Here is a 13,399-nt window from a genome sequence, read left to right on the forward strand (position 1 = left end):
CTGTTCACGGAGGGTCACGGTCGTCAGGCCTTCTTGGCCGCGGCGTCGACGGCGTCCACGAACTCCTGGGGCGTGCCGTCGCCCGAGAGCAGGTCGACCACGGCGACGTTCATCGCGTTGCCCACGTTGAGGCCGTAGACCGTGTCGAGCCAGGTCGACACGAAGGGCGCCTCGTTGTAGGCCGAGATGACGCTCTGCAGGTAGGGCTCGGTGACGGCCTCCTGGGCGACGGTGTTCACCGGCGGCGCGTTGAAGCCCTCGTAGTAGGCGGTCTGCACCTCGGGGGTGGCGAGGTAGTTCAAGAAGTCGACGCACTCGTCGGGGGCGTCGGCCGCGCAGGAGTAGCCGTCGACGCCGCCCATGATCGCGCCGGCCTCGCCCTCGCCGCCCTCGATCTCGGGGAAGGGGAACCAGCCGAGGTCGGGCAGCGGCTGCGCGTCGGGCGTGAGCGAGGCGATGACGCCGGGGTTCCAGGCGCCCATGAGCTCCATCCCGGCCTGCTTGTTGGCGAGGAGGCCGGCCGAGCTGCCGGCGCCCTGCTGGGCGGCGGTGGTGAGGAAGCCCTCGTTGAAGGGCTCGGTGTCGCGGAAGTCCGCGAGGTCCTCGGCCGCGGCGACCCAGCACTCGTCGCTGAAGTCGCGGTCGGCCGCGGCGCTCTCGAGCGTGTCGCTGCTGCACTCGCGGAGGGCGAAGAAGAAGTACCAGTGGGCGGCGGGCCAGGCGTCCTTGCCGCCGAGGGCCACGGGCTGCACGCCCGAGTCCTTCAGCGACGAGACGGCGTCGTCGAGCTCGTCCATCGTCGTCGGCGGCGTCGAGATGCCGGCGGCGTCGAAGAGGTCCTGGCTGTACCAGATGCCCCCGGGCAGGACGGCGACGGGCATCGTGTAGTCCTTGCCGTCGAACGCCCCGGCGGCGAAGGTGCCCTCGCTGATCTGGTCGCGGGCGTCGTCGGAGATGCCGTCGGTGAGGTCCTTCAGCTGGCCGGCGCCGGCCATGGCGGCGAGCTTGCCGCCGCCGCGCTGCAGGAACACGTCGGGCGCGTCGCCCGAGTTGAGCGCGGTCTGGAGCTTCGAGTCGAAGTCCTCGTTCTGCACGGTCTGGACGTCGATGGTCACGCCGGGGTTGGCGGCCTCGAAGTCGGCGGCCGTGGCGGTCCAGAAGTCCTGGCCGGGGCCGGTCGTCGAGTTCTGCCAGAGCGTCATGGCGACGTCCCCGCCGTCCTCGCCGGACGAGCCGGAGCCGCCGCTGCAGCCGGTGAGGGCGAGCGCCCCCACCAGGAGTGCGGCCGATCCCGTGAGGAAGGTTCGTGATCTGGGCATGGTTCCACCTGTTCTCTTCGTTGAGCGGCCGATCGGGACGGCCTGGGTAGGGGGTGCGCGGACGCCCGGTGCGGGGCGACGTGCTCTCAGTGTCGAGAGGCCCAGGAGGTTCGTCAAACGTTTTCGAAAGCGGTTTCGGTCCTAGAGTGGCCCCCATGAGTGCCCGCCCGACCATCCACGACGTCGCCGCCGCCGCCGGCGTCTCGGTGGCGACCGTGTCGAAGGCCGTCAACGGCCGCTACGGCATCGCCCCCGCCACCGTCGAGCGCGTCATGGCCGAGGTCGCGCGGCTCGGCTACGAGTCCAGCCTGGTCGCCAGCAGCATGCGCTCCCGACGCACCGGGGTCATCGGCGTGCTCGTCGCCGACTTCGAGCCGTTCAGCTCGGAGGTCCTCAAGGGCGTCTCCACGGCGCTCCGCACGGCGGGCGACGCCTACGACCTGCTCGCCTACAGCGGCTCCCGGCAGGGCCGGCACGACGGGTGGGAGCGCCGCTCGCTGAGCCGCCTCAGCGGCACGCTCGTCGACGGCGCGATCCTCGTCACCCCCACCGTGCTCACCACCGCCACCTCGATCCCGGTCGTCGCCGTCGACCCGCACACCGGACGCGGCGACCTGCCCAGCGTCGAGGGCGACAGCTACGGCGGCGCCCTGCTCGCCGTGCAGCACCTGGTCGAGCTGGGGCACCGGCGCATCGGGTTCCTCGCCGGTCGCGAGGACCTCCGCTCCGCCAGCCTCCGCGCCGCCGGCTACCGCCGCGCCCTCGCCGACGCGGGGCTCCCCCACGACCCCACGCTCACCCGGGCCGGCGACTTCGAGCTCTCGACCGCCCGACGCGCCGCGCACTCGCTGCTCACCGCCGACCGGCCGCCGACCGCCGTGTTCGCCGCCAACGACCTCTCGGCCATCGCCCTCCTGCGCACCGCCGACGAGCTCGGCGTCAGCGTGCCCGACGACCTCAGCGTCGTCGGCTTCGACGACATCCCCGAGGCCGCACGGGCACGGCCGGCGCTCACGACCGTGCGGCAGCCGATCCAGCGGCTCGGCGTCGTGGCCACCGAGACGCTCCTCGCGCTGCTGCGCGGCGACGAACCGGCCGGCGGGACCGTCCAGCTGCCGACGCGGCTCGTCGTGCGCGGGACGACGGCGCCGCCGCGGGGGTGACGGGCAGGCCCTCGCGAACCAGCGACCTGGTGCGGAACCAGGCAGCTGCCTGGTGCCATGTCAGGTGACTGGTGCGCGGTGGCGCGACGCGCACCCGTCACCCGGTGAGCGGCGTGCGCTCGGGATCGTCGGCACCGCGGTGGGCGGCTGCGGCCGACAGGTCCAGGAGGCGCAGGAGGACCGCGAGGGAGAGCACGGCGAGCAGCGCGTGCAGCAGGGGGACGATGAGGCGGAGCTTCAGCACCCCTCCACGGTGACGGCAGGGCGGGCCCCACCGCGTCGGGCGGGAGGGGGCACCTGCTCACGGCGGCGTCGTGCGCGAGGCGGAGGCGGAGCCGGTCAGGTGGACGGTGGCAGCAGCTGGGGGGTCAGGAGGCGTGCGGGGCCCTGCGCCCCTTCCGCTCGCGGCGCTGCGCCTCCTGGTACCGCGCCTGCTCGAGGGCGGCCGTCGCGGACTCGGGCAGGAGGTCGTCGCGCCCGGTCGGGTGCTCGACGAGCGCGATCGCGTCGTCCTTGGAGACCCGGCCCGGGAAGTTGTAGCGCGCGAAGCGGCCGGTCGGATCGGCGGCGGAGCGCGGCACCGTGATCGAGGTGCGCGCGAGCGCCGCCGCGACGACGGCCCGCTCCTCCTCGGTCGCCACGGCACCCCGGACGTCGCGCACCGGCACCGCCACGCGCGGCCCGCCCTCGGCCCCGAAGGTGAGCACGGCCACGGGCGTGCGGCCCGCCGGGTCCCGCAGGACGACCTTCGCCCACGTCACGTCCCCCAGCGGGACGGTCCGCCGCCCCGCGCGCAGGAGGCCCCGCCGGAGGTCCACCCGGGCCGGACCGTAGGCGAGGCGGAGCACGAGCGCGACGAGCGCGTACCCGACCAGCACCGTCGCCACCATCAGCCCGCCGGCGGCGGCGAGCGCCGGCCAGTCCGGATCGTCCGTCCCGTGGACCAGCACGCGGGCGACCACCTGACCCACGACGATCGATGCCACGAGCGGCACGAAGGACGTGAGCGCGATCCGCGACGGCCGCCGGCGCTCCCCGACGGCCTGCCAGGACGGATCGGACTCGCCCCGCGCCTCCCGCGCCTCCGGCTCGTGCACCGCCTGCGGTTCGTGCACGGGCGGCCGGGCGTCGCGGTGCCCCTCGTCGCCCGCGTCGACGGGGTCGGGGCGGCCGGGCGTCGTCGTCATCCCCCGACGCTACCGAGCCGCTGCCCACGCCCCCGGGTGGCCCTGGCCCCGGGGCCGGGTGAGCCCTAGGCTGCCCGCATGGACGCGACGCCCCGCGTGGTCTCGGTCAGCCGTGACGACGCCCACCGGTTCAGCAAGCCCGCCGTCGACGAGATCGTGCTCGTCGAGGGACGCGGCGTCGAGGGCGACGCCCACTCCGGCGAGACGGTGCAGCACCGCTCCCGGGTGCGGCGCGACCCGACGCAGCCGAACCTCCGACAGGTGCACCTGGTGCACGCCGAGCTGTTCGACGAGGTCGCCGTCGCCGGGCACGAGGTGCGGCCGGGCGACCTGGGCGAGAACGTGACCACCCGCGGGGTGGACCTGCTCGCCCTGCCGACCGGGACCCTCCTGCACCTGGGCACGACGGCCGTCGTCGAACTGACCGGGCTGCGGAACCCCTGCCTGCAGATCGACGGCTTCGACCACGGCCTGCTGCGGCTCGTCGTGGGCCGCGACGCCGACGGCGAGCTCGTCCGTCGGGCGGGCGTCATGGGCGTCGTCCGCGCAGGAGGCGCGGTCCGCCCCGGCGACGACCTCACCGTCGAGCTGCCCACCGGGGCGCACGCGGCGCTGCAGCCGGTCTGACCCGCCCGCGCCGTGCCTCCTGCCCGCGCGACACCCGCGCGCGGCTCGGACACCCTGCTCAGGCGGGGCGTCCGAGCCGCTCGCGGGTGTCCGACGATCGAGTTCAGCGCCACCAGGAGTCGGTGGGTGAGGCGGGCACGCGGCGCTTGTGCTCGGTGGCGAGGTAGCGCGCCTCGATGACGCCGGCGACCTCGTCGGACACGTCGCGCCCCTCGAGGTACGCGTCGATGTCGGCGTAGGTGAGGCCCAGGTTCGCCTCGTCGGTCTGACCGGGGGCGTCGTCGAGCAGGTCGGCGGTCGGGTCCTTCTCGTAGAGGCGGGCCGGCGCGCCGAGGTGGCGCAGCAGCTGCTCGCCCTGGCCCTTGCTGAGGCCGGTGAGCGGGGTGAGGTCGACGCCGCCGTCGCCGTACTTCGTGAAGAACCCGGTGAGCGCCTCGGCGGCGTGGTCGGTGCCGACGACGAGCAGGCCGCGCTCGCCGGCGAGGGCGTACTGCGCGACCATGCGGGTGCGGGCCTTGACGTTGCCCTTGGCGAAGTCGCTGAGCGGGGCGCCCGTCGCCTCGTGGACGTCACGGGCGATCCCGTCGACGCCGTGCTCGACGTTGATCGTGACGCCGGGGGCGGCGGCGATGAAGCGGAGGGCGAGCTGCGCGTCCTCCTCGTCGGCCTGCACCTTGTACGGCATGCGGACGGTGACCAGCTCGGCCGTGCCCCCGTCGGCCTGCACGGCCTCGACGGCGAGCTGGCAGAGGCGGCCGGCGAGGGTGCTGTCCTGGCCGCCGCTCACGGCGAGGACGAAGCCCTTCGCCCCGGTGGCCCGCAGGTAGTCGCGGAGGAACGCGACGCGCGCCTCCACCTCGGCGGCGGGGTCGATCTCGGGCTGGACGGCGAGCGCGGCGATGACGGTCTGCTGCAACGGTCTCATGCCCCGATGCTAGGCGCGTCGCGGCCCGTGGGGCATCCCCTCGGCGGCCCGGCGGCGGCCTGCCCGCCGCTCGCCGTCGGTGCACGGGCGAGTCCGTCGTCGGCGGTCGCTCGCACACGCCCGGCGACGACGCACCCGCCCGTCGGGCGACCGCGCGAGCTCGCCCGGGGCTGACCGCGCCGCCAGCCCCCGCGCGTACGCTCGGCCACCCGACCGGGGCGCGCCGTGCCCCGCCGGACCGACGGAGGAGAACCCCATGACGACAGCACCCGGAACCCGCGAGATCGTCCACGTCGTCCTCGCGGAGTGGGCCGACACGGCCGCCGCCGAGGTGGGCACCGAGGCGACGCGCCTCGTCGACGAGCACCTCGGTCGCATCGACGGCGTGCTCTCGACGACCAGCGGGCCGAGCATCGGCGGCGAGGGCCAGGAGGGCGGGTTCCAGTGGATGCTCGTCGTGCGGTTCCGCGACCGTGACGCGCTCGACGGCTACCTGCCGCACCCCGACCACCAGGTCGTCGCCGACCACATCGGCGCCTCCGCGGCGCGCGTCGTCGTCTTCGACGCCGAGGCGTAGCGCAGGAGGCTCACCCCGGCTCCGCCCGAACGGCCTCCGTCGGGCAGCGGGCTGGGCCCGGCCAGGCCTCCAGGAGGCTGCCGCAGTCGCCCTCAGGAGGCGGCGCAGACCAGCAGCGCGACGAGCGTGACCAGGGGGAACGCCCCCTGGACGAGCGCGGGCCGGGTCTTCGTGCCGTCCGAGAGCAGCAGCACGAGCGCGGCGGCGAGCATGGAGCCCGTGCCGGCGACGACGAGGGCGCTGCCCGCCGGGGAGGCGTCGTGGGCGGAGGCCGCGCCTCCTGCCCCCGCCGCGACCAGGACGATGCCGACGATCGTGACGACGGCGAGGAACAGGTTGTAGAACCCCTGGTTGAAGGCCAGCGGCTTCGTGTGCTCGGCCTGGGCGTCGTCGGTGATGCCGAAGGTCGCGCGGACGCGCGGCGTGGTCCAGAGCACGGACTCCATCACGAAGATGGCCACGTGCAGGAGGGCCGCGAGGGCGGCGGCGACGAGGGCGACGGCGAGCATGCCCCCGACCCTAGGCCCCGGGGAAGGCGGACCGCCCCTACCGCCCGGCCGCGGGCCGCGCGACCGGAGCGGCCGACCCTTGGGGCGCGACCCGCTCCTCCTCCCCCGAGTTCGACGGCCTGGGGCTGCCCGGCGGCGCCTCGCTGACCGGGACCGGCGGGCTGCGGATCAGTCGCACGTAGCGGCGGGCTTCCTCCTCGCTGCCGTACTGGGCGACGCCGTCGACGAAGAGCTGCTCCTGGAGGCGCGTGCTGCGCCACCCACTGGTGATCTCGAAGGACGCACCGTCCTCCTGGGCCGCCGCCGACGCCGCCTCGATCGCCGCGCGGAGGGCGGGCCGCAGGTTCGTGCTCGCGGGACGGGATCGACTGTGCGTCCCCGGGGCGCGGCGGCAGGTCGAAGACTCGGAGGGCCGGCGAGGCCGTGGCGGCGACGACGCGCTCGACCGAGCGACTCGTCGACGCCCTGTCCGGCACCGACACCACGCGCCTCCTGCCCCTCACCGTGGACCTCGCCGACGAGCGCGAGGTCGCCGACGCGGTACGAGCGACGAAGGAGCGCTTCGGCGGCCTGGACGTCGTCGTCGACAACGCCGGATACGGGTTCCTCGGAGCCGTCGAGGAGACGTCCGACGCGGAGGTCCGCGCCCTGTTCGACGTCCAGGTCGTCGGGGTGTGGAACGTGCTCCGCGCCGTGCTGCCCGACTTCCGTGCCGCGCGCTCCGGCCACGTGGTGAACGTCTCCTCGATCCTCGGCCTCACGACCTTCCCCGGTTGGGGCCTCTACTGCGCCGGCAAGTACGCCCTCGAGGGCCTCACCGGTGCGCTCGCACAGGAGGTCGCCGAGCACGGCATCGCGGTGAACCTCGTCGAGCCCGGGTACCTGCAGACCGACTTCCTCACGCCGCACTCGCTCGGGCTGCCCGCCTCCGCCGCCGACGGCTACCCGGCGGTCCGTGAGATGACGGCCGCGCACCGGGCCATGCCGGGCACGCAGCTCGGCGACCCCGCGAAGGCCGCGGCCGCGATCCTCGCCGTCGTCGACGACGGCGACGCGCCCCTGCACCAGGTGCTGGGCTCCGACTCGCTCGGCATCGCGCGCGAGGCACTGTCGACCCTCGCCGCCGAGGTGGAGCAGGGCCGCGAGCGGGCGGTCACGACGGACATCGTCCGGGGGTGAGCGAGGGGCGGACGACCCGCGTCAGAGCGACCCGTCACGCTCCGCGGCCTCGGCCGCCAGCACGAGGTACGCGCTCGCCGTCCAGGTGTAGGCCCGGTCGCGCAGCCCCTCCCCCGTGAGCGCGTCGAAGTTCTCGGCGAAGCCGGACGCCTCGCACAGCCGACGGAACGACGCGCTCACCCGGTCGGCGCGGTCGACGAGCCCGGCACGGCGGAGCCCGTCCTCCAGCAGCACCGTGGACGGCGCCCAGATCGGGCCGCGCCAGTACCCGTCGGACTCGTAGGCGGCGGAGTCCGGGCGTTCCGTGGCGAGGCCCCACTCGGTGAGGTGCTCGTCGACGAGGGCGCCGAGCGCCTCCCGGCGGCCGTCGTCGAGCTCGTCGCCGAGCACGAGCGGCATCAGGGCCAGGAGGCTCGTCGAGGTGCTCCGGCGCCCGGTGCGCGGCGCGGTGGCCCGGTAGGCGCGGCCGTCCCACAGGCCCTCGAGGGCGTCGAGCTGCACCCGCCGCGCAGCCTCCCAGGTGGCGGCCTCGTCGTCCCGTCCGAGCCGGAGGGCGAGGTCGCGGACGACGCCGAGCTGCAGCACGAGGAACGCCGCGAGGTCCGGGCCCTCGACGACCCGGTCGAGGTCGAAGGTCGTGGCGTTGTCCCACCCGCTGTCGTTGCCGTGCTGGTAGTGCGCGGCGGTGCGACCGGGCGCGACGCGGTGCTCGAGCCAGAAGCGGGTCCACGCGGCCAGCCGGTCGTGGACCTCCTGCAGCTCGTCCGCGGTGAGGTCGAGCGAGGGCAGGAGGCGCGCGAGGGCCCAGCCGTGGATCGGCGGCTTGACGTAGTTGTAGAGCAGCTCGGAGTGCGCGATCGAGTCGGGCAGCGCGCCCTCGGGGGTCTGGTGGTCGAACGGCGCGAGGAACTGGTCGAGGGCGGCCCGCGGGTCGCCCGGGGCGAGCGCGAGGGCGTTGAAGCAGTGGTCCCAGCTCCACACCTTGTCCATCCAGTGCATCGACATGAGCACGGACTCGCGGGCGAGGAACCCCTCGGGCGCGACGGTGGCCGACCACAGCACGTAGGCCGCTCGATCGGCGGCGGGCGTCGCGGCGGTGCGCCAGGGGGCGACGCGCTCGAGCCAGTCGCCGAAGTCCTGGTCGGCTCCGACGACCGAGTCGTCGAACGAGCGCGTGGGCACGAAGGAGGCCCGCGTCGTCGGGAACTCCTCCACGGCGATCTCCCACGTCTCCCGGCCCGTCGCCGCCGCCTCGACCCACCGCGGGGACTCGCCGAGCGCCTCGACCCCCTCGGCCGTGACCTCGCCCGCGAGGACCGTGACGCGGTACCGCTGCCCCGTCTCGTAGGAGGTGAAGCAGAACGCCTGCGCGGCGAGGTCCTCGTAGAGGTACGTGCCCGTGAACGGGGTCAGCTCGGTCGCGGCGTCGGTGAGGCGCAGCGCGAGGCCCCGGCCCCGGAACCGCAGCACCTCGGGCCCGTCGTACGTGGCCTCGACGGTGCCGTCGGGCGACGACCAGGCCAGCACGGAGCTGTCGGCGGTGACGGGCACCTCCACCTCGCGGCCCCCGGCCCGCAGCGACAGCTGGAGCACGCCGGTGAGGCCGCTGCGGTGCGAGACCAGGTGCAGGTGGTCGGCGGTCTCGTGCAGCCCGACGACGGGCGAGACGTCGGTCCAGGCGCCCCGCGTGCTGAACGGGATCTCGGCGAGGTCGATCGGCACGCGCCCGTCGGGTCGGGCGGGGACGGCGGCGGGGGTGGAGGCGGGGGTGGGGGCGGGGGTGGTCATCGTGGTCCTTCCGGGGAGGGCGGGGCGGTGCGGCGAGGACGGAGCGGGGGCGGGACCGTCACCGGTCCCGCCCCCGGGCGGGTCAGTCCTGCAGGCCCCTCCTGCGACGCAGGACCAGGCCCGTGCCGGCGGTCGCGAGCAGGAGGCCCGCCGCCAGCAGGACGCCGGCGAGCGTCGAGCCCGTCATGGCCAGCGGTCCACGGTCGGCCGCCGTGGCGCTCGGCCCGTCGTCGCGGCCGGAGCCGGAGCCCGAGCCGGTCCCGTCACCGGGGGCGCCGGGCTCCGTCGGGTCGACGGGCGTGCCGGGCTCCGTCGGGTCGCCGGGCTCACCGGGCGTGCCGGGCTCCGTCGGGTCGCCGGGGTCACCGGGCGTGCCCGGCTCCGTCGGGTCGCCGGGGTCACCGGGCGTGCCGGGCTCCGTCGGGTCGCCGGGCTCGGCCGGCTCCGCGGCGAGCACCGCGCTGAGCGGTGACACCGAGAGGCGGTCGATGATCGGGGCCTGGTCGGCCCGGAGCGGGATTCCCGGCCAGGTGTCCCCGGCGTACGTGGTGCCGTCCCAGTTCGGCTGCTCCTCCGCGGCGAACGTGAGGGTGTTCGCCCCGGCGACGAGGTCGAGCACGAGGGTCCGCTCGAAGAAGGCGTTCTCGTGGAACGTCGGCGGGAACAGCACCCGCTCGGCCGCGCCGCCGTTGACGGAGATGTCGGCGTGGCGGGCCATCGGGTTGGGGTTGTAGTGCGTCGCGGGCACCTGCTCGGGGTTCGAGTAGCGGATCACGACCGCGTGCGGACCCGCCTCGGCGGCCTCGACGTCGAGCGTCAGCATGTTGCCGTTGCCCGGCTCGCCGCCGATCGACGACACCGCGGCGCCGCCCTCGGCGAGCGACAGCTCCTGCACGGTCGCCGTGCCGGCGAGGGTGCCGTCCTCGGCCTGCAGCTCGGTGCGCTCGAGGGCGCCCGTGCCGCCCGAGACGGTGAGGCGGTCGACGATCGCGCCGTCCGCGCCTCCTGTGACGACGACCTTGTTGACCCCGCCGCGCACCGCCACCGCGGCCCGCAGGCCCTCGGTGGTGGAGAGCACCGGGGCGCCGTTCAGCGCCACCGTCGCCGTGCCGGTCGCGGCGAGCTCCATCGTCGCCTCGGCGTCGCGCTCCCCGTAGACCCAGAAGGTCGCCGTGTCGCCCTCGCCCAGGCGGGCCGCGCCCGAACCGGACAGGGGCGCCGCGGCACTGGCCGCGACCTCGTCGCCGCCGTACGACAGGCGTCCGCCGTCGAGGTCGGCGAGCTCGGCCTCGTACACGTCGGTGCCGGCCGTCGGCGACGGCAGGGCGAGCGTGATCCGGTCGACGAGGGCGTCGCCCACCGTGGCTCCGCTGCCGTCGAGGCTGCGGGCCGAGAGGGTGACGACGTGCTCGCCGGCCGTCAGGTCGACGGTCGTGTCGGCGTGGTCCCAGACCACCCACTTGTAGGCGAGGGGCAGGAACAGCTCCTGCTCGGCCCCGCCGTCGACCGTGAGGAACACGTTCGTCGGCCCCTGCTCCTGGACCCGCTCGAAGGTGTTGAGGCTGTTCGCGAAGACGCTGAGGTCGTAGCTGCCGTCCTCGGGCACGTCGACCGTGAAGTCCATCGCGACGTCCGACCCGGTGCGCAGGCCGCCCACGTCCAGACCGCCCGAGGTGTAGAACTTGCCGACGTCGGCCGGCGAGCCCTCGGGGCCGTTGACGCTCCAGCCGCTGCCGCTGATCGCGGCGTCCTCGGCCTCGTAGCTGGCGTCCCACGCTGTGGCCGGGGTCGAGGCGACCTCGCCGGCACCCGCGGGCGTGATCACGATCTCGTACGCCGACGACTCCTTCAGCTCGGGCAGGTCGCCCGCACCGAAGTCGAAGGAGACGCTGCCGTCGACGACGGGCAGCACGCGCTCGCTGAGCGTGCGCGGCTGGGCCGAGTCGCCGAGCTGGCCCGTCCACGGGATCTCGCGGACCCACGCCCGCACCTGGTCGCCGAAGACGCCCTCGGGCACGTCGACGACGTCGACCGGGGCGTCACCGGAGGCCCCGCCCAGCAGGACGCGCGACCGGGCCTGGTCCTCGTCGAGCGACGCGAGCCCCTGCAGCGAGTAGTTCTCGCCCGGCTGCGGCGGGGTCACCGCGACGGTCTGCCCGCTGAGCTGGGCGTACGCGTTGTAGAGCCACCACTGGCCGTTGGCCCGGTCCGACTGCACGGCCGAGTCGCTCAGGTTGCCGTTGATGTTCCAGAACGCGATCATCGCGTCGACCTTGGAGTCCTCGATGGCCGACATCCACTGCACCATCTGCCCGGGGACGGAGGTGTGGTAGTTGAACGCGTACTCGTTGATGTTGATCGGCGTCTCGCGCCCGGCGTAGGCGCTGCCCGCGAAGGCCTCGGCCTCCCAGCCGCGGAACTGCTCGACCGAGTCGCGGATCGCCTGCGGGTGCGTCAGCTCGTGCCAGGTGATGATGTCCGGCACGGTGCCCTCGGCCACGGTGTGGTCGAGGAACCCGCGCACCTGCGGGAACAGCACGGACGTGCCGGGGCCCGCGACGCGCATGTCGGGGTAGGCGGCCTTGATGGTGCGGTAGGTCTCGTCCCAGGCGGCGAAGTAGTCGGTGGGGTCGTCGAGCCAGCTCGTGCGGTCGTAGCTCCACTCGCCCGTGCCGAAGGTGTTGCCCTCGGGCTCGTTGAAGGGCTCGATGACGAGGTTCGCCCGCTGGTCGTCGGGCAGCGTCGCGATCTTCTCGAGCTGCGCGTCGAGCTGCACGCGGAAGTCGGCCATCTTGGCCTCGGGCGTGTCGCCGGGCCACTGGTACGGGAAGCCCCGGTACCAGTCGACGATGCGCATGTAGACGTCGCCGTCGGTGGTGCGGGTCAGCGGCCCGAGGATCTCGAGCGCGTCCGAGCCGGGGTGCTGCGAGCCGTCCTGCGCCTTCGTGGCCACGGAGCGCACGTTCATGCCCTCCAGCAGCTCGTCGCTGGGCATGCCGTCGCCGTAAAGGCCGTAGAGCACCCCCGAGGCGCCGCCGTGGACGTCGCCCGTGGTCTCGCCGAGGTCGACGCGCAGCTCGCCGCGGTTCACGTCGACCCGCGCGGTGACGGCCTCGCCCGCCGCCGTGCCGGCGACCTCGAAGCTGCCGGTACCCGCGTACGCCGCCGGGTCGACCTCGTCCCAGGCGATCGGCACGGCCCGGTCGTAGCCGTCGTCGAAGGTGGCGCGGGTGCTCGCCGGCAGGGTCGGGGCCTGGCCGGTCCGCGTGCGGACCTCGAAGGTGGTGCGCTCGAGCGCCTCGACGGTCGGCAGGTCGTCGCCGACCACCTCGGCGACCTGGCCGGCGGTGAGCGCCGCGCCGTAGACGCGGAAGGCGTCGACGGCGCCCCGGAACGCCGGGTCGGGGTAGAACGAGCCGCCCAGGGAGCCGGCCACCGTGGCCTGGTCGGTGAGCAGGTCCTGCGCGCTGACGGTGGTCGGGGCGCTGCCGAGCTCGACGCCGTCGACGTACGTCGTCAGACGGTCGGCCGTCGCGTCGAGGGTCGTGGTGAGCGTGACCCACTCGCCGGCCGCCGCGGGCTGCCAGCCGGGCACCTGCGCCTCGCCGCCCTCACCACCGGCCGTGACGGACGTGCGGAGCGTGCCGTCGCCCGAGGACGGCGTCTGGAAGAGGTAGCGGTCGGTGCCGCTGCCCAGGCCGTAGAGCCACTGCCAGTTGCCGCCCTCACCACTCCAGCGGAAGCGCGTCGAGACGGTGAGGTCGGCCTCCTGCCCGATCGCGCCACGGGGGATCGAGACGGTGCCGCCGCGCAGGTCGAGCGCCTGGCCGTCCTGGCCCTCGACGAGCTCGGCGCTGCCGCTGAGCGTGCCGTCGAGGCCGTTGCCCGAGGCGTCGGGCACCGTGCTGCCCTCGAGCGCGTCGAGGGTCCAGTGCAGCCGCGGCTCGGGGGCGGCGGCAGCTCGGGCCGTCGCGGGTCCGGCACCGAGGGCGAGGCCCCCGGTGCAGACCGCGAGGGCGGTGGCGAGGGCGGCGCCGCGGCGCAGCCTCCGCAGCGGGGGCGGAGCGTGTCGGTCGGTCATGTCGGGACCTCTCTGTCTCGAGATGGGGGGAGGGCTCTGTCGTC

11 protein-coding genes are annotated in these 13,399 nt (G+C 74.9%); 4 read left to right on the forward strand and 7 right to left on the reverse strand.

The genetic code is table 11. The annotated features are described in order from the left end of the window. Nucleotides 1-23 precede the first annotated feature (23 nt). The gene (locus ACYVHQ_RS12350) at nt 24-1,319 is read right to left on the reverse strand and encodes an ABC transporter substrate-binding protein (protein ID WP_460513466.1); all 1,296 of its coding nucleotides are present in this window, start codon (nt 1,317-1,319) and stop codon (nt 24-26) included. 155 nt (nt 1,320-1,474) lie between these two features. Here ACYVHQ_RS12350 and ACYVHQ_RS12355 point away from each other — a divergent pair, with 155 nt between their 5' ends. After that, entirely contained in the window at nt 1,475-2,482 is a 1,008-nt protein-coding gene (locus ACYVHQ_RS12355; protein ID WP_460513467.1) for a LacI family DNA-binding transcriptional regulator, read from the forward strand. Between the two features lie 97 nt (nt 2,483-2,579). Here ACYVHQ_RS12355 and ACYVHQ_RS12360 read toward each other — a convergent pair whose 3' ends face one another. Both ACYVHQ_RS12360 and ACYVHQ_RS12365 read right to left on the reverse strand, forming a co-directional pair. Further along, the gene (locus ACYVHQ_RS12360) at nt 2,580-2,726 is read right to left on the reverse strand and encodes a hypothetical protein (RefSeq protein WP_460513469.1); all 147 of its coding nucleotides are present in this window, start codon (nt 2,724-2,726) and stop codon (nt 2,580-2,582) included. Between the two features lie 124 nt (nt 2,727-2,850). Beyond that, entirely contained in the window at nt 2,851-3,669 is an 819-nt protein-coding gene (locus tag ACYVHQ_RS12365) for a hypothetical protein (protein WP_460513471.1), read from the reverse strand. Nucleotides 3,670-3,747: 78 nt separating this feature from the next. On the opposite strand from ACYVHQ_RS12365, the gene ACYVHQ_RS12370 reads away from it, so the two are divergent. Next, nucleotides 3,748-4,296 carry an MOSC domain-containing protein gene (locus tag ACYVHQ_RS12370; RefSeq protein ID WP_460513473.1) on the forward strand — a complete coding sequence of 183 codons (549 nt, stop codon included), beginning with the start codon at nt 3,748-3,750 and terminating at the stop codon, nt 4,294-4,296. Nucleotides 4,297-4,399: 103 nt separating this feature from the next. Here ACYVHQ_RS12370 and nadE read toward each other — a convergent pair whose 3' ends face one another. Continuing rightward, the gene (gene nadE / locus ACYVHQ_RS12375) at nt 4,400-5,221 is read right to left on the reverse strand and encodes an ammonia-dependent NAD(+) synthetase (RefSeq protein WP_460513475.1); all 822 of its coding nucleotides are present in this window, start codon (nt 5,219-5,221) and stop codon (nt 4,400-4,402) included. Between the two features lie 256 nt (nt 5,222-5,477). On the opposite strand from nadE, the gene ACYVHQ_RS12380 reads away from it, so the two are divergent. Further along, nucleotides 5,478-5,798: a Dabb family protein gene (locus ACYVHQ_RS12380; RefSeq protein ID WP_460513477.1), complete on the forward strand. Its 321-nt coding sequence runs from the start codon at nt 5,478-5,480 to the stop codon at nt 5,796-5,798. A 92-nt stretch (nt 5,799-5,890) separates the two neighbouring features. Here ACYVHQ_RS12380 and ACYVHQ_RS12385 read toward each other — a convergent pair whose 3' ends face one another. Beyond that, complete coding sequence (locus ACYVHQ_RS12385) at nt 5,891-6,307, reverse strand: DUF1304 domain-containing protein (protein WP_460513479.1); 417 nt, start codon at nt 6,305-6,307, stop codon at nt 5,891-5,893. A gap of 363 nt (nt 6,308-6,670) precedes the next feature. On the opposite strand from ACYVHQ_RS12385, the gene ACYVHQ_RS12390 reads away from it, so the two are divergent. Continuing rightward, nucleotides 6,671-7,486: an SDR family NAD(P)-dependent oxidoreductase gene (locus ACYVHQ_RS12390; protein ID WP_460513590.1), complete on the forward strand. Its 816-nt coding sequence runs from the start codon at nt 6,671-6,673 to the stop codon at nt 7,484-7,486. A gap of 21 nt (nt 7,487-7,507) precedes the next feature. On the opposite strand, the gene ACYVHQ_RS12395 is transcribed toward ACYVHQ_RS12390, so the two are convergent. Next, a complete protein-coding gene (locus tag ACYVHQ_RS12395) occupies nt 7,508-9,274 on the reverse strand; it encodes an amylo-alpha-1,6-glucosidase (protein WP_460513481.1) in 1,767 nt (588 codons plus the stop codon). A gap of 82 nt (nt 9,275-9,356) precedes the next feature. Then, nucleotides 9,357-13,355 (reverse strand): LamG-like jellyroll fold domain-containing protein, encoded by a 3,999-nt coding sequence (locus ACYVHQ_RS12400; protein WP_460513483.1) that lies wholly within the window; start codon nt 13,353-13,355, stop codon nt 9,357-9,359. Nucleotides 13,356-13,399 lie beyond the last annotated feature (44 nt).

This window comes from Frigoribacterium salinisoli (assembly GCF_054781095.1).